The organism is Janthinobacterium sp. 1_2014MBL_MicDiv, assembly GCF_001865675.1.
Classification (GTDB): Bacteria; Pseudomonadota; Gammaproteobacteria; order Burkholderiales; family Burkholderiaceae_D; genus Janthinobacterium.
Map to the genome: position 1 here is coordinate 1,774,416 of NZ_CP011319.1, position 25,325 is coordinate 1,799,740.

The window sequence follows — 25,325 nt, forward strand, 5'->3', positions numbered from 1 at the left end:
TGATCCGTTTTAATATTCGAAAAGATCCATTCCATGAAAAAAAACATGTGTGCCGCCAGCAAGTCGTTTTCAGTGAAGACGCTTTCCGCCTTATTGTTCGGTACGGCTGGCGTCTTTTTTGCCCCGGCCATGCTGGGCCTGGCGCCGCAAGCGCATGCGGCCGTGTCGGCCGTCAAGCTGCCTGATTTCTCGGACCTGGTCGACGCCGTCGGTCCCGCCGTGGTGAATATCCGCACCACCGAGCGGCTGAAAATGGGCGGCCCGGGCGCGGGTGGCCAGGATGAGCAGGAAATGCAGGAATTCCTGCGCCGCTTCTTTGGCGGCGCCATGCCGACGCCGCGCCAGCAGGCACCGCGCGGCGGCCGCCGTGCCGTGCCGCAGGAGCAGGAAGTGCAGCGCGGCGTCGGTTCCGGTTTCATCATCTCGGCCGATGGCTACGTGCTGAGCAACGCGCACGTGGTCGATGGCGCTGACGAGGTGTACGTGACCCTGACGGACAAGCGCGAATTCAAGGCCAAGGTGATCGGCGCCGATGCGCGCACCGACGTGGCCCTGCTGAAAATCGAGGGCGGCAACCTGCCGCGCCTGACCATCGGCGATTCGAACAAGATCCGCGTGGGCGAATGGGTGATCGCCATCGGTTCGCCGTTCAACCTGGAAAACACCGTGACGGCCGGCATCATTTCCGCGAAGTCGCGCGATACGGGCGACTACTTGCCGCTGATCCAGAGCGACGTGGCCGTCAATCCCGGCAACTCCGGCGGCCCGCTGATCAATATGCGCGGCGAGGTGATCGGTATCAATTCGCAGATCGCCACCCTGTCCGGCGCCTACAACGGCATTTCGTTTGCCGTGCCCATCGATGAAGCCATGCGCGTCGGCGAGCAACTGAAAAAGACGGGCAAGGTCGTGCGCGGCCGCATCGGCGTGCAGATCGGCGAAGTGAGCAAGGAAGTGGCCGAATCGCTGGGCTTGCCGAACGCCAAGGGGGCGCAAGTGTCGATGGTGGAGCCGGGCGGTCCGGCCGACAAGGCGGGCATCAAGCCGGGCGACATCATCCTGAAATTCAATGGCACGCCGATCGAGCGTTCGTCCGACCTGCCGCGCCTGGTAGGCGGCGCCGCCGTCAATGGCAAGTCCAGCATCACCGTCTGGCGCAAGGGCGCGCAGCAGGAGATTCCGGTCACCGTCGTCGAACTCGAAAGCGAGAAGACGGCCAAGAAGGGCGCCAAGGAGCCGGAAGCGCAAGCCGTCAATGCGCTGGGCCTGAAGGTCAGCGACGTGCCGGCCGCCAAGAAACAGGAGCTGAAGATCGATGCCGGCGTGCAGGTTGACGATGCCGATGGCGTGGCGGCCCTGGCCGGCTTGCAGCCTGGCGACGTGATCTTGCAATTGAACAACGTTGCCGTGAAAGACGCCAAGCAATTCAACGCGCTGGTGGCCAAGCTCGATCCGAAGAAGCCCTCGGCCGTGCTGGTGCGCCGTGGCGACGTGGCGCAGTTCGTTTCGTTGCGCCCGTCGGCCAAGTAAGCCTCTGATTCACCGTGCATCCCGGCCGCGGCCGGGATGCCTTCTTTCCTTTTTCATGCACTTCACCCTCTATTCCCGCAGTTATTGCCACCTTTGCCAGGATATGCTGGACGCCTTGCAGCGGTTGCAGACGCCAGAAAGGCCGTTTACCGTCGAGGTGATCGACATCGACGCGTCGCCCGATGCCACCTTGCTGGCGCGTTTCGACGAGCTGGTGCCGGTGTTGTTTGCCGACCTGGCGCAGCCGGAACTGTGCCACTATTTCCTCGACGAAGCTGCCGTGCGTCGCAGGCTCGCATGGTACAAATAACAATATTGACATCGCATTGCACCATTCTGGTGCCAAAAAGCGGCGAAATTGCAGCGTTGCCCTTGCGCCGGCCTCATAAGACGGGCTTTCTACTCTGAAATCCGGTAAAATGGGGAGGTCGAAAAAGCTACTGTCCGAGGCAGCAGCTTCTGTCGCTTCAAAAGCGCTCGCCTGGGCATGCAGATGTCCTGCTCGGAGCGCTTTTTTCATCATGAGTGGGGCGCCCGTCTGGCCCTGTTTGGCCCGGACATGATCCCCTTGATTCCTGTTAAAGCAGTGTTGTCACTCGCACATATATTAGTTAATGAATAACATACGCAACTTCTCCATCATCGCCCATATTGACCACGGTAAATCGACCCTGGCTGACCGCATCATTCAATTGTGCGGCGGCTTGTCCGACCGCGAGATGGAGGCGCAGGTGCTCGATTCGATGGATCTGGAGCGCGAGCGCGGCATTACCATCAAGGCGCAAACGGCGGCCCTGCACTACAAGGCGCGCGATGGCCAGATCTACAACCTGAACCTGATCGACACGCCGGGCCACGTCGACTTCAGCTATGAAGTGTCGCGCTCGCTGTCGGCGTGCGAAGGCGCATTGCTGGTGGTTGACGCGTCGCAAGGCGTGGAAGCGCAAACCGTGGCCAACTGCTATACGGCGCTGGACCTGGGCGTGGAAGTGGTGCCCGTCCTGAACAAGATCGACTTGCCGAACGCGGACCCGCCGAACGCCATTGCCGAGATCGAGGACGTGATCGGCATTGACGCGGCCGACGCCGTGCACTGTTCGGCCAAGACGGGCCTGGGCGTGCAGGACGTGCTCGAATCCCTGATCGCCAAGGTGCCGCCGCCGAAGGGCGACCCGGATGCGCCGCTGCAGGCCCTGATCGTCGACTCGTGGTACGACTCGTACGTGGGCGTGGTGATGCTCGTGCGTGTCGTCAACGGCACCTTGAAGCCGAAGGACAAGATCCGCCTGATGGCCACCGATTCGGTGCAGCTGGTGGAAGATATCGGCGTGTTTTCGCCCCGTTCGCAATCGTTGCCGCAGTTGTCGGCAGGCCAGGTGGGTTTCATCATCGCCGGCATCAAGGAATTGAAGGCGGCGAAAGTGGGCGACACCGTCACCCTGGCCAATCGTCCTGCCGCCGAACCATTGCCCGGTTTCAAGGAAGTGCAGCCGCAAGTGTTTGCCGGCCTGTTCCCCGTCGAGGCGAACCAGTACGATGCGCTGCGCGACTCGCTGGAAAAACTGAAACTGAACGACGCGGCCCTGATGTACGAGCCGGAAGTGTCGCAGGCGCTGGGCTTCGGCTTCCGCTGCGGCTTCCTGGGCTTGCTGCACATGGAAATCGTGCAGGAGCGCCTCGAGCGCGAATTCGACATGGACCTGATCACGACGGCGCCGACCGTCGTGTATGAAGTGATCCAGCGCGATGGCAGCCTGATCAACGTCGACAATCCGTCGAAAATGCCCGATCCGTCGCGCATCGAGGAAGTGCGCGAGCCTATCGTCACGGTCAACCTGTACATGCCGCAGGAATACGTGGGCTCCGTGATCACCCTGTGTATCGCCAAGCGCGGCATCCAGCTGGACATGAGCTACCACGGCCGCCAGGTCAAGCTCGTGTATGAAATGCCGATGGCCGAGATCGTGCTGGACTTCTTCGACCGCCTGAAATCGACGTCGCGCGGCTATGCCTCGATGGACTACGAGTTCAAGGAATACCGTGCGGCCGACGTGGTCAAGGTCGATATGCTGATCAACAGCGAAAAAGTCGATGCGCTGGCCATCATCGTCCACCGCTCGAACAGCCAGTACCGTGGCCGCCAGGTGGCTGCCAAGATGCGCGAACTGATCCCGCGCCAGATGTTCGACGTGGCCATCCAGGCCACCATCGGCGCCAACATCATATCGCGCGAGAACGTGAAAGCCCTGCGCAAGAACGTGCTGGCGAAGTGCTATGGCGGCGATATCAGCCGCAAGAAAAAATTGCTGGAAAAACAAAAAGCGGGTAAGAAGCGCATGAAGCAAGTGGGTTCCGTGGAGATCCCGCAAGAGGCATTCCTGGCAATTTTACAAGTGGACGATAAATGAACCTGCAAGTGATCTTAGGAAATTTCGCTTTAATCCTGTTCGTGCTGATGGTGTTGACGGGCTTTGTCTGGTGCCTGGATGTGTTTTACCTGTCCAAGCAGCGGCGCAAGGCGGCCGACCGCGCCCTGGCCGAGTTCGATGCACGCCAGTCCAAGCTGGCCGCCGAAGGCATCAAGTCCGATGCGGGCGGCAGCCGCGCCGCCATCGAGGCGGCCCTGTTGCGCCAGCCGACCTGGGTCGAGTATTCGGGCAGCTTCTTCCCCGTCATCGCCCTCGTGTTCTGCCTGCGTTCCTTCCTGTACGAGCCATTCAAGATCCCGTCGAGCTCGATGGTGCCGACCTTGCTGGTGGGCGACCTGATCCTCGTGAACAAGTTCACCTACGGTATCCGTTTGCCTATCGTCAACAAGCGCATCATCGAAGTGAACGACCCGCAGCGCGGCGACGTGATGGTGTTCAAGTACCCGAAAGACATGTCGCAAGACTACATCAAGCGCGTGATCGGTGTGCCCGGTGATAAAATCACCTATGAAAACAAGCGCTTGACGGTCAACGGCAAGGAAGTGCAGTACACGCCGCTCGATGACTATCTGGACGACGAAAGCACGGTTTACCACAAGCAGCTGGAAGAAAACCTGACGGGCGTCAGCCACCGCATCCTCAATGACGAGCCGGCGCCGACGTTGAACTTGCGCGAAGTCAAGGATTTCCCGCACAAGGAAGCATGCGAGTACAACGACGACGGTTTCACGTGTGTGGTACCGGCGGGCAACTACTTCATGATGGGCGATAACCGCGACAATAGTGCGGACAGCCGCTACTGGGGCTTCGTGCCTAACGAGAACATCGTCGGCAAGGCTTTCCTGGTGTGGATGAACTTCAGCAATCCGAAACGCGTGGGCGGCATACACTAAGCAACAAGCCGGCCTGGCCCTTACAAGGCCAGTCCATGGCTGCCGCGCCGATTCCCCGCGCGGCGGCCAGCCGAATTACTCAGATGACACAGAAACAACAATGAATCTTCAGCTATTGCAAACCCGTTTAGGCTATACGTTCCAGGATGCTGGCCTGTTGCAGCAAGCCTTGACGCATCGTAGCCACAGCAGTTTGCATAATGAGCGGCTGGAATTCCTCGGCGACTCCATCCTCAACTGCGTGGTCGCTTCCATCCTGTACGAACGCTTCAAGGCCATCGACGAGGGCGACCTGTCGCGCCTGCGCGCCAACCTGGTGAAGCAGCAGTCGTTGTATGAAATCGCGCAAAAGCTGGAATTGTCGCAATTCCTGCGCCTGGGCGAAGGCGAGCTGAAGTCGGGCGGTTTCCGCCGTCCGTCCATCCTCGCCGACACCCTGGAAGCCTTGCTGGGCGCCATCTTCCTCGATACGGGCTTCGATGCGGCCAGCACGGTGATACGCGCCTTCTACATTCCCATCCTCGACTCGGTCGATCCGCAAACGCTGGGCAAGGATGCCAAGACCTTGCTGCAGGAGTTTTTGCAAAGCAAGAAAATTTCGCTGCCACAATATAATGTGGTGGCGACCCACGGCGCCGCCCACAGCCAGGAATTCGAGATCGAATGCCTGGTGCCGAAATTGAATATCCAGGTCTACGGCCGTGGCGGAAGCCGCCGCGCCGGTGAGCAAGCCGCCGCCAAACTGGCGCTGGACGTGGCCGAGCAGGCGCTCGTGAAGTCGCCAGCCGCCAGCCGCAAGCCCAAACCGCGCGCCGCCCAGCTCAAGCTGGCTGGTATTGCCACCATCCAGAGCGACGACGCGGGCGCCCCGGCGGCCCCGGCCATCGCCGCTCACACTAAACAGAATCGACACTAGCATGACAGCCACCAAAATGCCCGACAACTTCCGCTGTGGCTATATCGCCATCGTGGGCCGCCCCAACGTGGGCAAATCGACCCTGATGAACGTGCTGATCGGCGCGAAGGTCAGCATCACTTCGCGCAAGGCGCAAACGACGCGCCACCGCATCACGGGCATCCAGACGGTGCCTGACGCGCAATTCATCTACGTCGACACGCCCGGTTTCCAGACGCGCCATTCGAATGCGCTGAACAAGACGCTGAACAAGACCGTCACCAACACGCTGATTTCCTCGGACGTCATCCTGTACGTGATCGAGGCGGGCACGTTCGGCCCGGCCGACCAGCAAGTGATGGACTTGCTGCCGAAGGAAGTGCCATGCATCCTCGTCATCAATAAATCGGACCGCGTGAAGGACAAGGCCGTCCTGCTGCCATTCGCGCAAAAGATCGCCGCCATGCGCGACTTCGCCGCCATCGTGCCCGTGTCCGCCAAGCTGCATTTCCAGCTGGAAGGCTTGCAGAACGAGATCAAGCGTTTCTTGCCGGAAAACCAGCCGATCTTTGGCCCGGACGACATCACGGACCGCAGCGAGAAATTCCTCGCCTCGGAAATCGTGCGCGAAAAGCTGTTCCGCTTTGTCGGCGACGAACTGCCGTACACGAGCACCGTGCTGATCGAGAAATTCGAGCAGGAAGGCGATCTGCGCCGCGTGTTCGCCGCCATCCTGGTCGAGCGCGATACGCACAAGTCCATGATTATCGGCAACAAGGGCGCGCGCCTGAAGGAAGTCTCCACCCAGGCCCGCCTGGACATGGAAAAACTGTTCGGCGGTCCCGTGTACCTGGAAATCTGGGTCAAGGTTAAATCGGGCTGGGCCGATAACGAGGCGGGCTTGCGCGCCTACGGCTACGAGTAATCCGCAACCCGGGGGCGACGCCACACGCATGAGCACCACCACGCCAGCGCAGCCTGACATCGCGCCAGCTTCACTCGCCGTCCCTGCGCCGGCGGCCATTGCGCCGCCGGCCGCACCTTCCGCACCGCCACCAAGGCGCAGCCGTCCGCCCGCGCGCGACGGCCGCATCACGGGCCAGCCAGCCTTCGTGCTGCACAGCTACCCGCATAAGGAAACCAGCCTCATCGTCGACGTGTTTACGCGCGAATACGGCCGCATCGCGCTCGTCGCCAAGGGCGCCAAGCGGCCCCATTCGCAGTTGCGCGGCGTGCTGCAGACTTTCCAGCCGCTGCAAGCGGGTTGGACCGGTAAATCCGAGCTGCGCATCCTCACGGGCGCCGAGTGGGTGGGCGGCATGTTGCCACTGGAAAAGACAGCGCTGCTGTGCGGTTTTTACCTGAACGAATTGCTGGTGAAACTGCTGGCGCGCGACGACCCGCACCCCGTCCTGTTCGACCACTACGTTGCCACCTTGAATCAACTGGCGCACAATGAGCCGGCGCCCATCGTGCTGCGCAAGTTCGAGCGCGCCTTGCTCAAGGAAACGGGCGTGGCGGCCGACCTCACGCGCTGCACGGGCACGCGCCAGGCCGTGCAGGCGGGACAGGTGTACGTGGTGGACCCGGAGCGGGGGCCGCGTCCGGCGCGCGCCGCCGACGCCTGGCCTAAGATCACGGGCAAGACCCTGCTCGACATGGAGCGCGAAGATTATGGCGATGTGGCCACGCAGGCGCAAAGCAAGCTGCTGATGCGCTTCCTGCTGGCCCATCAACTGGGTGGCGCCACCTTGAATACGCGCCAGATACTGATCGATTTAATGCAACTGTAGTGGCTTTGCGGCACGACAGCACTTTACGGATACCATCTTATGAGCTTTTTGCAGCCTTCCGGCCCCGTCATCGACCTGGGCGTCAACATCGACCACGTGGCCACCCTGCGCAATGCGCGCGGCACCGCCTATCCTGACCCGATCCGCGCGGCCCTGCTGGCCGAGCAGGCCGGCGCCGACGCCATCACCCTGCACCTGCGCGAAGACCGCCGTCACATCAAGGATGCGGACGTGATCGCCATCGCGCCGCAATTGCTCACACGCATGAACCTGGAAGCGGCCGTGACCCAGGAAATGCTCGATTTCGCCTGCCGCATCCAGCCGGCGGACGTCTGCCTGGTGCCGGAAAAACGCACGGAAGTGACCACCGAAGGGGGCCTCGACGTGGTGCGCTATTTCAAGGAAGTGCAGGCGGCCGTCAAGCAGCTGCAAGGCGAGGGCATCCGCGTGAGCCTGTTCATCGACGCCGACGAGCAGCAGATCGCCGCTGCCGCCGAGCTCGGTGCGCCCGTGATCGAGCTGCACACGGGCCGCTATGCGGATACGGACGGCGCCGAGCAGCTGGCCGAGCTCGAACGCATCAAGGCGGGCGTGCTGTTCGGCGTGGGCCGCGGCTTGAAGGTCAACGCGGGCCACGGCTTGCATTACACCAACGTGCAAGCGATCGCCGCCATTCCCGAGATTGCCGAGCTGAACATTGGCCACGCCATCGTCGCGCACGCCGTGTTTGTCGGCTGGGAAAATGCCGTGCGCGAAATGAAGGCCATCATGGTGGCCACCCGCCTCGGCAGCAAGGCATAAGCGCGCACACAAAGGACGCAGCATGATCTACGGCATCGGCACCGACATCTGCAAGATTCCCCGCATCGAGGCGGCGCTGGCGCGCCATGGCGAGCGTTTCGCGAAAAAGATACTGGGGCCGCAGGAGCTGGAAAAGTTCCGCGCCCGCAGCGCGAAGAACGCCGTGCGCGGTGTGCGTTTCCTGGCCACCCGCTTTGCCGCCAAGGAAGCGTTTTCCAAGGCCATCGGCCTGGGCTTGCGCATGCCGATGACGTGGCCCGCCGCGCAGATGCTGAACCATCCGAGCGGCAAGCCGATGATCGTCTGCAGCGGCGTGCTGGCCGAGTTCATGGAGCAACACCGCCTGAGCGCGCAAGTGACCATCAGCGATGAAGAAGAGTATGCCGTGGCGTTCGTGATTGTCGAGCAAGCCGCGTAACAATGAGCCAGAAATGACCGAAGCAAGCCCCGAACCGATCCCTGGATCGATCCCAGCATCGACCTTGGCGGAAACGCCGCCCGACCCGCGCGCGCACGTGCTGGCGACCGTCGCCAAGCTGCCGAACCTGCCCGGCGTGTACCGTTATTTCGACGCCGCCGACAAGGTGCTGTACGTCGGCAAGGCGCGTGACCTGAAAAAGCGCGTCTCCAGCTATTTCCAGAAGAACCTGGCCAGTCCCCGCATCGCCATGATGGTCGAGCGCATCGCGCGCCTGGAAACCACCGTCACGCACAGCGAGGCCGAAGCGCTGATCCTGGAAAACAACCTGATCAAGGCGCTGCAGCCGCGCTACAACATCCTGTTCCGCGACGACAAGTCGTATCCGTATTTGAAGATCACGGGTGGCGAGGCGCCGCGCATGGTGTATTACCGGGGCGCGGTAGACAAGAAAAACCAGTATTTCGGGCCGTTTCCCAGTTCCTGGGCCGTCAAGGAATCGATGCAGATCCTGCAAAAGGTGTTTCTGATCCGCACCTGCGAAGATAGCGTGTATGCGAACCGCACGCGGCCGTGCCTGCTGCACCAGATCGGGCGCTGCAGCGCGCCCTGCGTGGACCTGATCAGCAAGGAAGACTATAGGCACGACGTGGAAAACGCGGCGCGCTTCCTGCGCGGGCGCCAGAGCGAAGTGATGGCCGACCTGGAAAAGAAGATGCACGCCTTTGCGGCCGAGCTGAAATTCGAGCAGGCCGTGGTGGTGCGCAACCAGATCGCCTCGCTGTCGCGCGTGCTGCACCAGCAGAGCATGGAAACGACGGGCGACGCCGATGTCGACATCATCGCCGTGCTGGTGCAGGGCGGGCGCGCCTGCGTCAACCTGGCCATGGTGCGCGGCGGGCGCCACCTGGGCGACCGCGCCTATTTTCCCAGCCAGCTCAGCGACGCGGCGGCCATCGCCGAGGAAGCCATCGAGGTGGAAGTGCTCGCCGCTTTCCTGGCCCAGCATTACACGGAGAAATTCATCCCCGGCACCCTGATCCTGAATATCGAATTCGACCAGCCGGCCCTGATGGTGGCGCTGATGGAGCAGTGCGGCCACCGCATCAACCTGATCTTCCAGCCGCAGGGGCAGCGCCGCCAGTGGCTGGAGATGGCGCAGAAGGGCGCCGAGATTTCGCTGGCGCGCCTGCTGTCCGAGCAGGGCTCGCAGCAGTCGCGCACGCGCGCGCTGGCCGAGGCGCTGCGCCTGGAAACGGAAGACCTCGACAGCTTGCGCGTCGAGTGTTTCGACATCAGCCACACGCAGGGCGAGGCGACGCAGGCGTCGTGCGTGGTATTCCACCATCACGCCATGCAGAATGGCGAATACCGGCGCTACAACATCAACGACATCACGCCCGGCGACGATTACGCGGCCATGCGCCAGGTCTTGATGCGCCGCTATGAAAAAGTGGCCAATGGCGATGGCGTGATGCCCGACGTGGTGCTGATCGACGGCGGCAAGGGCCAGATCGAAATGGCGCGCCAGGTGTTCGCCGAGCTGGGACTCGATATCAGCTTGATTGTCGGCGTTGCCAAGGGGGAGGGGCGCAAGGTGGGCCTGGAAACCCTGCTGTTCGTCGATGGCCGCCCGGCGCAGGAACTGGGCAAGGAGTCGGCCGCGCTGATGCTGATCGCGCAGATCCGCGACGAGGCGCACCGCTTCGCCATTACCGGCATGCGCGCCAAGCGCGCCAAGACGCGCCAGACGTCGCGCCTGGAGGAAATCGAAGGCATCGGCGCCAAGCGCCGGCAGAAACTGCTGTCGCGCTTTGGCGGCTTGCGCGGCGTGGTCGACGCCAGCGTCGAGGATCTGATGTCGGTGGAGGGGATTTCGACCCAGCTGGCGGAAGAGATTTACAAGCAGTTGCACTGATGAATCGATGGCCTGGTCCGGCGCTGCCGCAACCGGACTAGGCTAATGTTGCCGGGCCATGTAGACTAGTGGCGCTTTCTTCACGCTTTCTTCATGTTCAATTTACCCGTCGGCCAATTGCTTCCTTATGCCTTTTAATATTCCCATCCTCCTGACCTGGCTGCGCGTGGCCCTGATTCCGCTCGTCGTCGGCGTGTTTTACCTGCCGCCGTCGATGCTGCTGCATGGCGACCAGAACCTGGTTGCCACCCTGGTCTTCATCGTTGCCGCCGTCACCGACTGGTTCGATGGCTTCCTCGCGCGGCGCTGGAACCAGACGTCGGCCTTCGGCGCCTTTCTCGACCCTGTGGCCGACAAGCTGATGGTGGCGGGCGCCTTGCTGGTGCTGGTGCAACTGGACCGCGTCAATGCCGTGCTGGCCTTCATCATCATCGGCCGCGAAATCACGATTTCCGCGCTGCGCGAATGGATGGCGCAGATCGGCGCGTCGAAATCGGTGGCCGTCAGCTCGATCGGCAAGATCAAGACGGCCGCGCAAATGACGGCCATTCCCTTGCTGCTGTACCACGAAGTGATCTTCGGCGCGATCGACACCCATGTGTGGGGCGAACGCCTGCTGTGGATCGCCTGCGTGCTGACGGTGTGGTCGATGTTCTATTATTTGCGCCTGGCATGGCCCCTCATCAAGGAAAAAGCGGGAAATCTGCACTGAGGCCACTCCGCCTAGCTACTGCGCAGCTCACTCTCGCGTCTCCGTTGCTCGCTGTACCTTCGTACAGCTGCGCTACTCAACACGATATTGAGCTTGCTCGCTACGCTATTCGGAGGACCTCAAGCCGGTATCGACGGCTTTCTTCGGAATATTTTGCAAAAGACCAGATATTGCCCGTTGACAGCCCCTGTAATCCCTCTATAATGCTGGCCTGTTGTTGATGACGCGGGAGTAGCTCAGTTGGTAGAGCGCAACCTTGCCAAGGTTGAGGTCGAGAGTTCGAGACTCTTCTCCCGCTCCAGTTTTCTGGATCGTGTCATAGGTAAAAACAGCGAATGCAGTAAAAAGTAGTACTGGCGATGTAGTAGAGCTTCTGATACAATGTTGTCCACTGCGGGAGTAGCTCAGTTGGTAGAGCGCAACCTTGCCAAGGTTGAGGTCGAGAGTTCGAGACTCTTCTCCCGCTCCAGTGAAAACTGGATCAGCAGTCAAGCAGCACTAGTAAACAGTAACAAAAGGCAGTAAAATAGCGGTTCGTATGCGGGAGTAGCTCAGTTGGTAGAGCGCAACCTTGCCAAGGTTGAGGTCGAGAGTTCGAGACTCTTCTCCCGCTCCAGCGATAGCTGTAGCAGTAAAGTAAGAATAGTAGTGTAGTGGCAGAAAATAGAAGCTCCAATGCGGGAGTAGCTCAGTTGGTAGAGCGCAACCTTGCCAAGGTTGAGGTCGAGAGTTCGAGACTCTTCTCCCGCTCCAGAATTCTAAGGGGAAGCTAAGCTGGCTTCCTTTTTTTATCCGCCGCCATGCGCGGCGCGATTAGGCGGTAACCAAGCTCCAATGCGGGAGTAGCTCAGTTGGTAGAGCGCAACCTTGCCAAGGTTGAGGTCGAGAGTTCGAGACTCTTCTCCCGCTCCAGAATTCTAAGGGGAAGCTAAGCTGGCTTCCTTTTTTTATCCGCCGCCATGCGCGGCGCGATTAGGCGGTAACCAAGCTCCAATGCGGGAGTAGCTCAGTTGGTAGAGCGCAACCTTGCCAAGGTTGAGGTCGAGAGTTCGAGACTCTTCTCCCGCTCCAGTTTTCAAGGTGTGCCGGAAGGCGCATCCAAGCAGTTCCTCTGGCGAGGTAGCAAAGAGGTTATGCAGCGGCCTGCAAAGCCGTTTAGACGGGTTCGATTCCCGTCCTCGCCTCCAGATGCAGCGCATAAAAACCATGCGCAGGTAAAAAAAGCCCACTTCGGTGGGCTTTTTTTTTGCCTGTAGCACAGGGCGGTTATCGGCGTCTGTTTCCCGCCTGGCCGCTTTTCGCGGCCAGGTCCATGCAATGCAGGGAATTTCATGTCCCGATTAATTGCAAGGGCAGCCTTAATTAAATAAATGGTTTATGTTTATTTAATTTGCGGGAAATGACTAGCTGACAGTAATCTGTGGATCCCAATAAAAATAACCGTACAGGCTTTGCGTCTGGCCATCGTCATTCAGGCTATATAAGGCAATATAAACGTAGAAATTTTCCGTGCCGGATCTGGATACCTGGGCCGTGAAATTGGAAAAATTGCGCGATTGCTGAATGGCCGGCAAACCATTCGACGAATCCGTATTCGGCACGGCCGCATTTCTCCGGGTGATGGTGTTGGAGACAAAGTTATTGAAGACCTTGTCGCCATTCCAGTAATTGATGCCATAGACAATGACGGCCGAATCGGCGTTGTCATAGATGGAGGCGCCGGTGAACGAGACGAAGTCGCCCACATTGGCCCTGAAACTCAGGTCGGCGGTGCCTTGCCCTTTATTGATGCCGCGCGGATCGGTGGCAATCATGTACTGGCTGGTATGCACCAGGCCCACAGGCTTGGTCTGGTCGGGACTCGTCTGACGCGGATGCTGGGCCATGATCAGATCGGTGTCTATTACAACGAGAATGTTGATTGTAATATTACTGGCATTCAATTGCACGTCGGACATAAATCCTCCTGAGTTTTCCTACTCGTCTGGCTTTTCGGATGCGCCCCGTTTTTTAATGTGGTAAGCAGTCTCCACCACTGCTGTGTAGAGTAGTGGGAAAAAATGCATAAAAACTCTCCAATTGAAACGGCGGGATAATATTTAAAATATTCCATTTATAATATTTTCATTTTGAAAATGCGGTGGCTGGAAACATCATCTGTTACCGCTTCCCGTCCGGCGCCTCCCGATCTGGCGGCGCGCGGGCGCCGGGACGGCGATACGCGTATTTGTCCAGGGCGACGAGATTGCTCCTCGAGCTGTCGCGGGCAGGGCAGGAGATGGCGCCACGATCCGCCCTGCCGCATCTTGTATAATGCCCGCAGGCTCAGCCGCGTCGCCAGGCGCGCTGATGGATTTTCCCCTTTCCCCCATACCCATGTAGTCACTGACGATTTCCCTTTTCGTTGGACCCCGGCGCGGCTTCCTTGCGCAGTCCGCCAGCATGGCTGCGCCTGCTGACTCCCCTTCAGCAGCGTATTTCTCTGTTCCGACCCTGGATTTGAATCAATGATCAACGCAACTTTTCGGGATGAGTGGTTCTCGAACATACAAAAAAATATGCTGGCGGGTCTGACCACCTCGTTTGCCCTGGTGCCCGAATGCATCGCCTTTGCCCTGGTGGCGCAGCTCAATCCCTTGATGGGCCTGTACGGCGCCTTCATCATCTGCGCGCTGACGGCCATCTTTGGCGGACGCCCTGGCATGATTTCGGGCGCCGCCGGTTCCATGGCCGTCGTCATCGTGGCGCTGGTGGCGCAGCACGGCGTGCAATATTTGCTGGCGACGGTGGTGCTCGGCGGCATCCTGATGGCGCTGTTCGGTATCTTGCGCCTGGGTAAACTGATCCGCATGGTGCCGCACCCGGTGATGCTGGGCTTTGTGAACGGCCTGGCCATCATCATCGCCATGGCCCAGCTGGAACACTTTCGCCAGGCCACGCCGCAAGGCGAGCAATGGCTGCACGGCGCGTCCTTGTTCGTGATGGGCGCGCTGGTGGCGCTGACCATGGCCATCGTGTACGTGCTGCCGCGCCTGACAAAAGCCGTGCCGCCGGCGCTGGTGGCCATCCTCGGCGTTGGCGTGCTCAGCTATAGTTTGCATCTGCCGACGCGCACCCTGGGCGACCTCGCGCATATCGCCGGCGGCTTGCCGGCCCTGCATTTCCCCACCGTGCCGCTGGACATGGCTACCTTGCACGTGATCTTCCCGTACGCGGCCCTGATGGCCCTGGTGGGCTTGCTGGAAACCTTGCTCACCTTTAACCTGACCGACGACATCACGCAAACGAAGGGCCAGCCGAACCGCGAATGCATCGCGCTGGGCGCGTCGAACGTCGTCTCGGGCCTGTTTGGCGGCATGGGCGGCTGCGCCATGATCGGGCAGACGATGATCAACCTGAGTTCCGGCGGCCGTTCGCGCCTGTCGGGCGTCACGGCCGGCGTGATGATTTTATTGTTCATCCTGTTCCTGTCGCCGCTGATCGAACGCATTCCGCTGGCCGCCCTAGTGGGCGTGATGTTCGTCGTGGCGCAGCAGACGTTTGCCTGGGGTTCGCTGCGCGTGCTGGGCAAGGTGCCGCGGCACGATGCGCTGGTGATCGTCGCCGTCACCATCATCACGGTGTTGACGGACCTGGCGACGGCCGTGCTGTGCGGCATCGTCATTGCCGCCTTGAGTTTTGCCTGGCAACATGCACGCGAGATGCGCGCCGACATCGATGACAGCACGCCGGGTGTGCGCGTGTACGCACCGCATGGCACCCTGTTTTTCGCTTCGACGACGCATTTCCAGGAGCTGTTCCAGAGTGCGACGGACCCGCTGCGCATCATCCTCGACTGCCGCCACCTGCACATGGCCGATCATTCGGCCATCGCCGCCATCGAGGCCCTGTACGAGCGCTACGGGAAGGCGGGCAAGCATGTGCAGGTCACGCACTTGTCCGGACGCAACCAGGCCTTGCTGCAGCGCGCGGGCGTCGACGTGAGCGTGGCGTAAAATAGTGGATCGCCGTTTCGCGCCATGTCGCGGAAGGCGGGGATTTTTGAATGGATGGAGTATTGATGCTGTCGTACGAACAAGAACAACAGTTGCAACAAAGCCAGGCGGGTTTCGACGCCTATTATGACGCGCTGGGCGCGTCGCTGGTCAATTTCGTCGAGCGCCTGGGCATCCAGCCGGCGCACGAAGTGTTGACGAACGCGGCCGAATACCTGCCGTATATCGATGCGGCCATGCGCAGCATCGTCATCCGCGACGAAAGCTGGCAATGGGTGAAAACCATGCTCGGCTATTTTATCGGCGAATACTTCGTGCAAGGCCATGCCGGCTGCTGGTATGTGGAAACGCGGGCCGAATCGCCGCATTTCTGCCGCTACATGGTGGGCGGCTTCGAGCATGGCTTGCCGCTGGACGCCGCCATTGATCCGGATGCGCTGGCGCTGGCGTTTCTCGAGCAATCCGTGCCGCGTGAGCTGGCCACGCTGATGACGGATGCCCAGGCCCGGTTGAGCTGAGCTGAGCTGAGCTGGGTCAGGCTGGTATCCGGCGTGGCAGCGGCTGCCACGCCTATTCCATCTGATACTTACTGCTTAGAACTCTTCCCACTCGCCTTCGGCAGGCGCCGTTGCCTTGGCGCTCTTGCGCAGCACCGGCAGGCGCAGGGCAGGGGCGCTGGCCTTGCGGGCGGGCGCCGCCGGCGCCGGGACGCTGCGCTGCGCCGGTTTCGCGCCGAAACGCTCGCTCGTCGCCGCGTTCGCATCGAGGCGGAACACGCTGACCACTTGCGCCAGTTCGCTCGCCTGCTCCTGCATCGCCTCGGCCGCTGCCGACGCTTCTTCCACGAGGGCCGCATTTTGCTGGGTCACCTGGTCCATTTCGGAAATGGCCTGGTTGACTTGCTCGATGCCCGCGCTTTGTTCTTCGCTGGCATTGCTGATCTCGCTCATGATGGAGGTGACGAAGCCGATGCTTTGCACGATCTCTTCCATCGTCTTGCCCGCCTTGTCGACCAGGTCCGTGCCCACGTCGACCTTTTGCACGGAATCGTCGATCAAGCCCTTGATCTCTTTCGCCGCTGCCGCCGAGCGCTGTGCCAGGTTGCGCACCTCGGTGGCGACGACGGCAAAGCCACGGCCCTGCTCGCCGGCGCGCGCCGCTTCCACGGCCGCGTTCAAGGCCAGGATGTTGGTCTGGAAGGCGATGCCGTCAATCACCGAGATAATGTCGACGATTTTCTTCGACGACGTATTGATCTCGCTCATGGTGGCCACCACTTCAGCCACGACGGCGCCGCCACGGCTGGCGATGCCGGCCGCGTCGCCAGCCAGTTTATTTGCCTGGCGCGCATTGTCGGCGTTCTGCTTCACGGTACTGGTCAGCTCTTCCATCGACGACGCCGTCTCTTCCAGCGAGCTGGCTTGCTGCTCCGTGCGCGACGACAAGTCCTGGTTGCCGGCCGCGATTTCGCTGGATGCCGTGGCGATGGTGTCGGTGCCGCTGCGCACCTGGCCGACGATGCCCACGAGGCTGTCGTTCATGGTTTTCAGGGCGTGCATCAGCTGGCCTGTTTCATCGCGGCCCTGTGCCGTGATGACGCTGCTGAGGTCGCCTGCTGCCACGGTTTCCGCCACTTTCACGGCGGCGCGGATGGGGCCGGTGATCGAACGCGTGATCCACCAGGCGAAGCCGATGCCCATCAGCACGGCCAGCACGCCCATGGTGATCAGGAAGATGCGGGTGCCGCTGTAGGCATCGATGATGCTGGCGCCGACGCCGTCGGCGGCCTTGATCTGCATGTTGGCAAAGCGCTTCACTTCGGCCAGGTAGGCCACGGTGATCGGCGCGACTTCCTTGTCGAACACTTGCTTGGCGCCTGCCACATCGCCGTCGGCCTTCATCTTGAAGGCGCGTGCGCGCGTCGTCACGTAGTCGGTGCGCACCTTGCGCACGACCTTGAACTGTTCGATCACGCCAGGGTTGAGCAGCGAAGCGACGATGTCGTCCTGCAGCTTGCTGGAACGCTCGGCATCGACCTTCAGGTCTTCCTCGATTTTGGCGCGCACGACGGGATCGGTGATCTCGAACGAGGCCACGCCGCGTACGCTGTTGAGTTCGATGATTTTCGACCATTCGGCCACCATGCGCTGGTTCTTGATGCTGGTATTGATGAGACGGTAGGTCAGGTCGCTGGCCGTTTGCATGCGCACGAGGGCGGTGACGGTCAAGGCGGCCAGCAACAGCAATACGACAGCAAAGCCGACGCCAAGGCGGCTGCCGATGTTCAGGTTTTTCATGTAATTCCTAACAGTTTAATAGTCATGATCGCCGCCGCCAGCAGGGGCGGACAGGCGCCGCAAGGCGCAGGGGATCGGGGTCTTCGGGTGCCGCAGATTGCATCGCGGCGCGCCGCGCTGGGCGCGGCGATGGAGGTAAAGCAAGGGGTGTGGCGGCTTGGGATGCCGCTAACCAGCAAGGCGCAAGTATAGCATTGACGCACGGAAATAGTTTTTCAAAGCAATTTTAATTGTTTTTTGCTATTGATTTCCTGTTGCATTTTTACATCAAGTCGCCTGACTATAAGTACTATCACTTACAGTAAGCCTTACTTTTCACCGGGCGCACTGATAAAATACTAATGATAATCATTCGTATTAAAACATCGACCAGGGAATTGTATGCAGCAACAGCGCAAGCCAGGATTCAAACCGATCACCATCGCCGTACTGGGCGCCCTGACCTTGGGCGCCAGCCCACTGGCCAGCTGGGCGCAGGAAAGCTTGCCCGCCGTGACCGTCACGGCATCGAAGGACAAGGATGGCTATGTCGCCGCCAGCTCCGCCAGCGGCACCAAGACGGAAATGGCCCTGCGCGACGTGCCGCAGACGATCAACGTGGTGCCTGCCGCCGTCATCAAGGACCAGCACGCGATGTCGATCCAGGACATCATGAAAAACATCCCCGGCGTGGGCCTGTCCACGGGCGACGGCCAGCGCGACCAGGTATTCATCCGCGGCTTCACGGCCATCGGCGACCAGTTCGTCGACGGCTTCCGCGACGATGCGCTGTATTTCCGCGACCTGTCGAACGTGGAACGGCTGGAAGTGATCAAGGGACCGGCCGCCGTGCTGTACGGCCGTGGCTCCTCGGGTGGCCTGGTGAACCGCATCACCAAGAAGCCGGGCGTGGATATCACGGACGTGGCGCTGAGCCTGACCAACACGGCGGGCCGTCGCGGCGAAGTCGACGTCGGCCGGGTGGGCGAGACGGTGGACTGGCGTTTCACGGGCGCGCGCGAATTGTCCGACAGTTATCGCGACCAGCAATTCATCAACCGCACGGCGCTGGCGCCATCGGTGGCGATCCGCCTGTCGGGCGCCACCAAATTGCTGCTGCAGGGCGAATACCTGGAAGACCGCCGCCTGACGGACTTCGGCATCCCGTCTTACCAGGGTCGCCCCGTGGCCGTCGATGCGCGCACTTACTACGGCGCCGCCAATGCCCGCGATGCCGACTTCAGCCAGTCGCGCGTGGTATCCACGGCCGCCACCCTGACGCACAAGTTCAGCGACACCTTGTCGCTGCGCAATGCCTTCCGTTACTACGATTACCACCTGGACCGCAACAACACGAATATTTCCGGCAACGTCAATGAAGTCAAGGGCACGATGAGCCTCGGCCATGCCAAGCTGAACCGCGACGAGAGCGGCTGGTTCAACCAGACGGAACTGACGCAAAAGCTGGTCACGGGCACCTTGCGCCATGAAGTGCTGTACGGCGCCGAGTTCGGCAAGCAAAACAAGGATGCGTCGAGCTGGGCCTCGACCGTGGTGGCGACGAATGTGTCGATCTTCCATCCCGTCCTGCCCGTCGTCGACCGCAGCAAGCTGGGCGTGCGCGGCGATACTTTCGGCACCTATGACACGGCCGCCGCCTACGTGCAGGACGCCATCAGCTTCAGCGACGAATGGAAGGCGCTGGCCGGCCTGCGCTACGACAGCTACAAGCAGCAGTCGCGCCTGGCCAATGCGGCCGGCGTGACGACGGCGAACCTGTCGCGCACGGATTCGGCCTACAGCCCCCGCGCCGGCCTCGTCTGGCAACCGAGCGCCGCACAATCGTATTACGCGTCGTGGAGCCGCTCGTTCCAGCCGAGCGGCGAGAACTTCGCCCTGGCCGCCAACAATGCCGACCTGGCGCCGGAAACGACGCGCAATACGGAAGTGGGCGCCAAGTACGACCTGTGGGGCGGCCGCGCCAACGCCACCGTGTCGCTGTTCCGCCTGGAGCGCGACAACATCAAGACCAGCGACCCGATCACGAACCGCATCGTGCCTGTCGGTACGCAGCGCACGGACGGCCTGGAGCTGACCTTCAACGCGGATCTGCACGATGGCTGGAAAATGATGGCCGGCTACGCCTATCTTGACGCCACCATCACCGATTCCATCGCCGTCGACCGCAGCGTGAATGCGCCGGGCACGACGACGGCCAGTTCCGTTGCCATCAAGGGCAAGCGCGCCACCTTGACGGCACGCAATACTGCCAACCTGTGGCTGACGAAAGACCTGGGCCACGGCTTTACGGTGGGCGGCGGCGCGAATGCCGTCGGCAGCCGTTTCGCCAATCCGGGCAACACGGTGGTCTTGCCCGGCTACGTGACGGCCGACGCCATGGCCGCGTACCGCACGGGCCGCTATGAAGTACAGCTGAACGTCAACAATATCGGCGACACGCGCTACATCGTTTCCGGCCACGGTTCCAGCCCGAACCTGAGCCTGCCGGGCGCGCCGCGCAACGTGGCGCTGACCTTGCGCTACAGCCTGTAATTCACGCCGCACTTGCCGCTGCACCAAAAACCCGCTCGCGAGCGGGTTTTTTTATGGCTGCCGTCGCTGGAGAGGATTTCCTGGCCCAGGCTAGCGAGATGCAAGTGGGGGCCATGCTCGCCATGGCCGACGGCGCTGTTGCCTGCCGGCCAATTAGCGCGCACACTGGCCCTGCGGGCTGGCGATGCCATTTAGAAGTACTGTTCGGTACTGATAAATTAATGTTGACTATATGAAACTTTTTCCGGCGAACTCTTCCTTGTCCGTGTTTGAGGGGTAAAATACGCCTCATATGGCACAGGCATGGTGCTTATAGCTTATCGATATGACACCGCCATGACGTTGTATGACTTTTTATTTACTCACATCATAGAGGTCTGATATGGTTCAGATATCCAGGCGCCAGTTCCTTCGGGTGACAGGCGCCACGATTGCTGGCTCCAGCCTCGCCTTGCTCGGTTTCGCACCGGGACAGGCGTTGGCCGAGGTAAGGCAATACAAGCTGGCTCGCACGACCGAGACCCGCAATACCTGTCCTTACTGCTCCGTAGGCTGCGGCGTGCTGCTGTATGGCCTGGGCGATGGCGCGAAAAACGCCGTTTCCAGCATCATCCACGTGGAAGGCGATGCCGATCACCCGGTGAACCGCGGCACCCTGTGCCCGAAAGGCGCCAGCCTGGTCGACTTCATCCACAGTCCGAACCGCCTGAAAGTGCCGGAATACCGCGCACCCGGTGGCACGGAATGGCAACCGATTTCCTGGGATGTGGCGCTCGACAAGATCGCGCGCCTGATGAAGGACGATCGCGACGCCAACCTGATCGAAAAGAATGCCGACGGCAAGACCGTCAACCGCTGGCTCTCCACCGGCATGCTGGCCGCGTCCGCCGGCAGCAACGAGGTGGGGTATCTGACCCACAAGACAGTGCGCAGCATGGGGATGCTGACCTTCGATAATCAGGCGCGTGTATGACACGGACCGACGGTGGCAGGTCTTGCCCCGACGTTTGGCCGTGGCGCGATGACGAATCATTGGGTCGATATCAAGAATGCCGATGTGATTTTGGTCATGGGCGGCAATGCAGCAGAAGCACATCCTTGCGGATTCAAATGGGTAACGGAAGCGAAGGCGCATAACAAGGCCAAGCTGATCGTTGTCGATCCGCGTTTTACCCGCACCGCATCCGTGGCAGATTACTACTGCGCCACGCGGACCGGCACGGACATCGTCTTCCTCGGCGCGATCATCAATTATCTGCTGACGAACGACAAGATCCAGCATGAGTACGTGCGCAACTACACGGACATGCCCTTCATCGTGCGCGAAGACTATGCGTTCGAGGACGGCCTGTTCTCGGGTTTCGACAAGGAAAAAGGCAAGTACACCAACAAGAGCACCTGGGATTACGAGATCGGCGACGATGGCTATGCCAAGGTCGACCCGACCATGGAGCACCCGCGCTGCGTCTACCAGATGATGAAGAAGCACTACGCGCGCTACACGACCGAGATGGTCGAGCGTACGTGCGGCGTGTCGCCCGACAAGTTCCACAAGGTGGCCGAGGCGCTGGCCTCGACGGCCGTGCCGGGACGCGCCGGTACCATCCTGTACGCACTGGGCTGGACGCACCACTCGACGGGCGCGCAAACCATCCGCACGGGCGCCATGGTGCAGCTGTTGCTGGGCAATATGGGCATCGCCGGCGGCGGCATGAACGCCTTGCGCGGCCACTCGAACATCCAGGGTCTGACCGACCTGGGCCTGATGTCGAACCTGTTGCCGGGCTACATGACCCTGCCGAACGAGGGCGAGCAGGACTTCGACGCCTACATCGCCGCGCGCGCCACCAAGCCGCTGCGGCCGAACCAGCTCAGCTACTGGAGCAACTACCGCAAGTTCCACGTCAGCTTCATGAAGACGTGGTGGGGCGATTTCGCCACGGCCGAAAACAATTATGCGTTCGACTACCTGCCCAAGCTGGACAAGCCGTATGACTTGATGCAAGCGATCGAGAACATGCACCAAGGCAAGATGACGGGCTATATCTGCCAGGGCTTCAACGTCATCGCGTCCGCGCCGAACAAGCAAAAGGTCACGGAAGCGTTGTCGAAGCTGAAGTTCCTCGTCGTGATGGACCCGCTGGCCGTGGAAACGGGCGAATTCTGGCGTCCGCATGGCGAGTTCCACGAAGTCGATCCGACCAAGATCATGACGGAAGTGTTCCGCCTGCCGACCAGCTGCTTCGCCGAAGAGCGCGGTTCACTGGTCAGTTCCTCGCGCGTGCTGCAGTGGCACTGGCAAGCGGCCGAACCGCCGGGCCAGGCGCGCAGCGACCTCGAGATCATGTCGTGCCTGTTCCTGCGCATGCGTACCATGTACCAGAAAGAGGGCGGCAAGTTCCCCGATCCGATTCTCAACCTGACGTGGAACTATGCGCAGCCGCATAATCCGCAGCCGGAAGAGATCGCCCGTGAATTCAACGGCAAGGCGCTGGCCGACCTGTACGATCCCAAGGATCCGACCAAGCTGCTGGTGAAAAAGGGTGAACAGCTGGCCTCGTTCGCGCAATTGCGCGATGATGGCACGACCACCAGCGGTTGCTGGATCTTCGCCGGCAGCTGGACGCAGGCGGGCAACCAGATGGGCCGCCGCGACAACAGCGACCCGACCGGCATCGGCCAGACCCTGGGCTGGGCCTGGGCATGGCCGGCCAACCGCCGCGTGCTGTACAACCGCGCCTCGTGCGACTTGAAGGGCAAGCCTTTCGATCCGACCCGCAAGCTCATCGAATGGAACGGCACGAACTGGACGGGCGCCGATATTCCCGACTTCAAGGTCGACGAACCGCCGGAAAACGGCATGGGGCCGTTCATCATGCTGGGCGAGGGGGTGGCGCGCTTCTTTGCGCGCGGCGCCATGGCCGAAGGGCCGTTCCCCGAGCATTACGAGCCGTTTGAAAATCCGCTCGGCTACAACCCCATGCATCCGAAAAACCCGCAGGCGACCAGCAATCCGGGTGCGCGCGTGTTTGCCGATGACCGCAAGCTGTTCGGCACGCATGAGGAATACCCGCATGTGGCCACCAGCTACCGCCTGACCGAGCATTTCCATTACTGGACCAAGCATGCACGGTTGAACGCCATCATCCAGCCGGAGCAATTCGTTGAAATCGGCGAAGAGCTGGCGGCCAGCATCGGCGTGGTGGCCGGCGGCAAGGTCAGGGTCAGTTCCAAACGGGGCCACATCATCGCCAAGGCCGTCGTCACCAAGCGCATCAAGGCCTTGAAGATCGAAGGCAAGCAGGTGCATACCGTGGGCCTGCCGCTGCACTGGGGCTTCACCGGGGTGGCCAAGCCGGGGTATCTGATCAACTCCCTGACACCGGGCGTGGGGGATGCGAATTCGCAGACACCGGAATTCAAGTCCTTCCTCGTGAAGGTGGAAAAAGCATGATGGGAGATCGATAATGGCACTGCAATCCTTAGATATCCGGCGCCTGTCCGCCACCACGGTGACGCCGCCGCAAGCGCGCAGCCCGGTGACGGGCACCGTGGCCAAGCTGATCGATGTATCGAAATGCATCGGCTGCAAGGCTTGCCAGACGGCGTGCATGGAATGGAACGACCTGCGTGACGAGGTCGGCGAAAACCATGGCACCTACGACAACCCGACGGACCTGACGCCGCAATCGTGGACGGTGATGCGTTTTGCCGAACACGAAAGCAATGACGGCAACCTCGAGTGGCTGATCCGCAAGGATGGCTGCATGCACTGCGAGGACCCGGGCTGCCTGAAGGCCTGCCCGGCGCCGGGCGCCATCGTGCAATACACGAACGGCATCGTCGATTTCCACCAGGAAAACTGCATCGGCTGCGGCTACTGCGTGGCCGGCTGTCCCTTCGACGTGCCGCGCATTTCGAAGAAGGACGACCGCGCCTACAAGTGCACGCTCTGTTCGGACCGCGTCGCCGTGGGCCAGGAACCGGCCTGCGTGAAGACCTGTCCGACGGGCGCCATCGTCTTCGGTACCAAGGAAGACATGAAGGTGCATGCGGAAGAGCGCATCGTCGACCTGAAATCGCGCGGTTTCGAGAACGCGGGCCTGTACGATCCGCTGGGCGTGGGCGGCACGCACGTGATGTACGTGCTGCACCATGCCGACAAGCCGCGCCTGTACTCGAACCTGCCCGACAAGCCGAGCATCAGCCTGATGGTGGGCTTCTGGAAGGGCTGGGCCAAGCCATTGGCCGTGGCCGGTATGGCGGCCACGGCGCTGGCCGGCCTGTTCCACTACACGCGTGTCGGTCCGAACGAAGTGAGCAAGGATGAAGAGCGCGAAGCCCTGGACGAGGCCAAGCGCATCAAGGAGGGGCAGCATGAATCATCATGAACAGCACAGTGAACTGCACAATGGCAAGCTGTACGACAAGGATGGCAATCCGCTGATCCAGCGCTACAACCCCAACGAGCGCACGAATCACTGGGTGACCGCCATTACCTTCGTCATGCTGGCCCTGTCCGGCCTGGCCATGTTCCATCCGTCGATGGCGTGGCTGGCCAACCTGTTCGGCGGCGGCCAATGGACGCGCATTTTGCATCCGTTTGCCGGCCTCGTGATGTTTGTCTCGTTCGCGATCCTCGTGGTGCGCTTCTGGCACCACAACAAGTTCGAGGACGGCGACAAACAGTGGCTGAAACAGATGGACGATGTGCTCAACAACCGCGAGGAAAAGCTCCCGAAGATCGGCAAATACAATGCCGGCCAGAAGATGCTGTTCTTCGCGCTGCTGGCATGCATGCTGGGCCTGCTGTTGTCGGGCATCGTGATCTGGCGCGCGTATTTCGCGTTCTATTTCCCGATTCCCGTCATCCGCGCGGCCGCCTTGCTGCATGCCGTGTGCGCGTTCGGCATCATCTGCGCCATCATCGTGCACATTTACGCGGCCCTGTGGGTCAAGGGCTCGATCGGCGCCATGGTGCGCGGCACCGTCACCTACGGCTGGGCGCGCAAGCACCATCCGAAGTGGTTTGAAGCGGTGATCCGCGACAGCAAGGATTAAGCTGTCGTAAGTGCCGCCCAGCTGCAAGAGCCGGGGCCGGTCCCACAGGAT

The 25,325-nt window shown here is 61.1% G+C and carries 19 protein-coding genes and 7 tRNA genes; 24 read left to right on the plus strand and 2 right to left on the minus strand.

The features are described from left to right. The first annotated feature begins 33 nt into the window (after positions 1–33). From YQ44_RS07915 to YQ44_RS08000, 18 genes are all read left to right on the plus strand, one after another. Positions 34–1,530, plus strand: coding sequence for a DegQ family serine endoprotease (locus tag YQ44_RS07915; RefSeq protein WP_071322910.1), 1,497 nt, complete (start codon positions 34–36; stop codon positions 1,528–1,530). A gap of 55 nt (positions 1,531–1,585) precedes the next feature. Continuing rightward, positions 1,586–1,840, plus strand: a complete 255-nt coding sequence (locus YQ44_RS07920; RefSeq protein WP_071322911.1) for a glutaredoxin family protein — start codon at positions 1,586–1,588, stop codon at positions 1,838–1,840. Positions 1,841–2,144: 304 nt separating this feature from the next. Further along, positions 2,145–3,938, plus strand: a complete 1,794-nt coding sequence (gene lepA, locus YQ44_RS07925; RefSeq protein ID WP_071322912.1) for a translation elongation factor 4 — start codon at positions 2,145–2,147, stop codon at positions 3,936–3,938. Continuing rightward, on the plus strand, positions 3,935–4,852 hold the full coding sequence (lepB, locus tag YQ44_RS07930) for a signal peptidase I (RefSeq protein WP_071322913.1): 918 nt from the start codon (positions 3,935–3,937) through the stop codon (positions 4,850–4,852). Before lepA ends, lepB begins: the two co-directional genes overlap by 4 nt. A 100-nt stretch (positions 4,853–4,952) precedes the next feature. After that, the gene (gene rnc, locus YQ44_RS07935; protein ID WP_071322914.1) at positions 4,953–5,768 is read left to right on the plus strand and encodes a ribonuclease III; all 816 of its coding nucleotides are present in this window, start codon (positions 4,953–4,955) and stop codon (positions 5,766–5,768) included. Between the two features lies 1 nt (position 5,769). Further along, the gene (gene era, locus YQ44_RS07940) at positions 5,770–6,672 is read left to right on the plus strand and encodes a GTPase Era (protein ID WP_034749612.1); all 903 of its coding nucleotides are present in this window, start codon (positions 5,770–5,772) and stop codon (positions 6,670–6,672) included. A gap of 28 nt (positions 6,673–6,700) precedes the next feature. Next, positions 6,701–7,540, plus strand: coding sequence for a DNA repair protein RecO (recO, locus tag YQ44_RS07945; protein ID WP_071322915.1), 840 nt, complete (start codon positions 6,701–6,703; stop codon positions 7,538–7,540). A gap of 39 nt (positions 7,541–7,579) precedes the next feature. Continuing rightward, complete coding sequence (gene pdxJ, locus YQ44_RS07950; protein ID WP_071322916.1) at positions 7,580–8,341, plus strand: pyridoxine 5'-phosphate synthase; 762 nt, start codon at positions 7,580–7,582, stop codon at positions 8,339–8,341. A gap of 22 nt (positions 8,342–8,363) precedes the next feature. Continuing rightward, positions 8,364–8,759: a holo-ACP synthase gene (acpS, locus tag YQ44_RS07955; protein ID WP_071322917.1), complete on the plus strand. Its 396-nt coding sequence runs from the start codon at positions 8,364–8,366 to the stop codon at positions 8,757–8,759. A gap of 13 nt (positions 8,760–8,772) precedes the next feature. Continuing rightward, positions 8,773–10,677 carry an excinuclease ABC subunit UvrC gene (uvrC, locus tag YQ44_RS07960; RefSeq protein ID WP_071322918.1) on the plus strand — a complete coding sequence of 635 codons (1,905 nt, stop codon included), beginning with the start codon at positions 8,773–8,775 and terminating at the stop codon, positions 10,675–10,677. A gap of 127 nt (positions 10,678–10,804) precedes the next feature. Beyond that, complete coding sequence (gene pgsA, locus YQ44_RS07965) at positions 10,805–11,389, plus strand: CDP-diacylglycerol--glycerol-3-phosphate 3-phosphatidyltransferase (protein ID WP_071322919.1); 585 nt, start codon at positions 10,805–10,807, stop codon at positions 11,387–11,389. A gap of 225 nt (positions 11,390–11,614) precedes the next feature. After that, positions 11,615–11,690: transfer RNA gene (locus YQ44_RS07970), tRNA-Gly, on the plus strand. Positions 11,691–11,782: 92 nt separating this feature from the next. Further along, positions 11,783–11,858: transfer RNA gene (locus tag YQ44_RS07975), tRNA-Gly, on the plus strand. 71 nt (positions 11,859–11,929) lie between these two features. Further along, positions 11,930–12,005 (plus strand) — tRNA-Gly (locus YQ44_RS07980). Between the two features lie 61 nt (positions 12,006–12,066). After that, a tRNA-Gly gene (locus tag YQ44_RS07985) sits at positions 12,067–12,142 on the plus strand. 83 nt (positions 12,143–12,225) lie between these two features. Next, positions 12,226–12,301 (plus strand) — tRNA-Gly (locus YQ44_RS07990). Positions 12,302–12,384: 83 nt separating this feature from the next. After that, positions 12,385–12,460 (plus strand) — tRNA-Gly (locus YQ44_RS07995). A gap of 42 nt (positions 12,461–12,502) precedes the next feature. Then, positions 12,503–12,576: transfer RNA gene (locus tag YQ44_RS08000), tRNA-Cys, on the plus strand. A 216-nt stretch (positions 12,577–12,792) separates the two neighbouring features. On the opposite strand, the gene YQ44_RS08005 is transcribed toward YQ44_RS08000, so the two are convergent. Continuing rightward, the gene (locus YQ44_RS08005) at positions 12,793–13,347 is read right to left on the minus strand and encodes an inclusion body family protein (protein WP_071322920.1); all 555 of its coding nucleotides are present in this window, start codon (positions 13,345–13,347) and stop codon (positions 12,793–12,795) included. 600 nt (positions 13,348–13,947) lie between these two features. On the opposite strand from YQ44_RS08005, the gene YQ44_RS08010 reads away from it, so the two are divergent. After that, a complete protein-coding gene (locus YQ44_RS08010; protein WP_232251125.1) occupies positions 13,948–15,384 on the plus strand; it encodes a SulP family inorganic anion transporter in 1,437 nt (478 codons plus the stop codon). 50 nt (positions 15,385–15,434) lie between these two features. Continuing rightward, positions 15,435–15,902 carry a hypothetical protein gene (locus YQ44_RS08015; RefSeq protein WP_156894733.1) on the plus strand — a complete coding sequence of 156 codons (468 nt, stop codon included), beginning with the start codon at positions 15,435–15,437 and terminating at the stop codon, positions 15,900–15,902. Positions 15,903–15,977: 75 nt separating this feature from the next. Here YQ44_RS08015 and YQ44_RS08020 read toward each other — a convergent pair whose 3' ends face one another. Next, the gene (locus YQ44_RS08020; RefSeq protein ID WP_071322923.1) at positions 15,978–17,681 is read right to left on the minus strand and encodes a methyl-accepting chemotaxis protein; all 1,704 of its coding nucleotides are present in this window, start codon (positions 17,679–17,681) and stop codon (positions 15,978–15,980) included. Between the two features lie 381 nt (positions 17,682–18,062). On the opposite strand from YQ44_RS08020, the gene YQ44_RS08025 reads away from it, so the two are divergent. From YQ44_RS08025 to YQ44_RS08045, 4 genes are all read left to right on the plus strand, one after another. Further along, positions 18,063–20,213, plus strand: coding sequence for a TonB-dependent receptor (locus tag YQ44_RS08025; RefSeq protein ID WP_071322924.1), 2,151 nt, complete (start codon positions 18,063–18,065; stop codon positions 20,211–20,213). 382 nt (positions 20,214–20,595) lie between these two features. After that, the gene (gene fdnG / locus YQ44_RS08035) at positions 20,596–23,667 is read left to right on the plus strand and encodes a formate dehydrogenase-N subunit alpha (protein WP_156894734.1); all 3,072 of its coding nucleotides are present in this window, start codon (positions 20,596–20,598) and stop codon (positions 23,665–23,667) included. 13 nt (positions 23,668–23,680) lie between these two features. Then, entirely contained in the window at positions 23,681–24,604 is a 924-nt protein-coding gene (fdxH, locus tag YQ44_RS08040; protein WP_071322926.1) for a formate dehydrogenase subunit beta, read from the plus strand. Then, on the plus strand, positions 24,591–25,274 hold the full coding sequence (locus tag YQ44_RS08045; RefSeq protein ID WP_232251131.1) for a formate dehydrogenase subunit gamma: 684 nt from the start codon (positions 24,591–24,593) through the stop codon (positions 25,272–25,274). The genes fdxH and YQ44_RS08045 overlap by 14 nt, the downstream gene beginning before the upstream one ends. The last annotated feature ends 51 nt before the right edge of the window (positions 25,275–25,325 follow it).

Coding starts and splice junctions, on each gene's coding strand:
- YQ44_RS07915 (WP_071322910.1), top strand. CDS start 34: ATGAAAAAAAACATGTGTGCCGCCAGCAAGTCGTTTTCAGTGAAGACG.
- YQ44_RS07920 (WP_071322911.1), top strand. CDS start 1,586: ATGCACTTCACCCTCTATTCCCGCAGTTATTGCCACCTTTGCCAGGAT.
- lepA (WP_071322912.1), top strand. CDS start 2,145: ATGAATAACATACGCAACTTCTCCATCATCGCCCATATTGACCACGGT.
- lepB (WP_071322913.1), top strand. CDS start 3,935: ATGAACCTGCAAGTGATCTTAGGAAATTTCGCTTTAATCCTGTTCGTG.
- rnc (WP_071322914.1), top strand. CDS start 4,953: ATGAATCTTCAGCTATTGCAAACCCGTTTAGGCTATACGTTCCAGGAT.
- era (WP_034749612.1), top strand. CDS start 5,770: ATGACAGCCACCAAAATGCCCGACAACTTCCGCTGTGGCTATATCGCC.
- recO (WP_071322915.1), top strand. CDS start 6,701: ATGAGCACCACCACGCCAGCGCAGCCTGACATCGCGCCAGCTTCACTC.
- pdxJ (WP_071322916.1), top strand. CDS start 7,580: ATGAGCTTTTTGCAGCCTTCCGGCCCCGTCATCGACCTGGGCGTCAAC.
- acpS (WP_071322917.1), top strand. CDS start 8,364: ATGATCTACGGCATCGGCACCGACATCTGCAAGATTCCCCGCATCGAG.
- uvrC (WP_071322918.1), top strand. CDS start 8,773: ATGACCGAAGCAAGCCCCGAACCGATCCCTGGATCGATCCCAGCATCG.
- pgsA (WP_071322919.1), top strand. CDS start 10,805: ATGCCTTTTAATATTCCCATCCTCCTGACCTGGCTGCGCGTGGCCCTG.
- YQ44_RS08005 (WP_071322920.1), bottom strand. CDS start 13,347: ATGTCCGACGTGCAATTGAATGCCAGTAATATTACAATCAACATTCTC.
- YQ44_RS08010 (WP_232251125.1), top strand. CDS start 13,948: ATGCTGGCGGGTCTGACCACCTCGTTTGCCCTGGTGCCCGAATGCATC.
- YQ44_RS08015 (WP_156894733.1), top strand. CDS start 15,435: ATGGATGGAGTATTGATGCTGTCGTACGAACAAGAACAACAGTTGCAA.
- YQ44_RS08020 (WP_071322923.1), bottom strand. CDS start 17,681: ATGAAAAACCTGAACATCGGCAGCCGCCTTGGCGTCGGCTTTGCTGTC.
- YQ44_RS08025 (WP_071322924.1), top strand. CDS start 18,063: ATGCAGCAACAGCGCAAGCCAGGATTCAAACCGATCACCATCGCCGTA.
- fdxH (WP_071322926.1), top strand. CDS start 23,681: ATGGCACTGCAATCCTTAGATATCCGGCGCCTGTCCGCCACCACGGTG.
- YQ44_RS08045 (WP_232251131.1), top strand. CDS start 24,591: ATGAATCATCATGAACAGCACAGTGAACTGCACAATGGCAAGCTGTAC.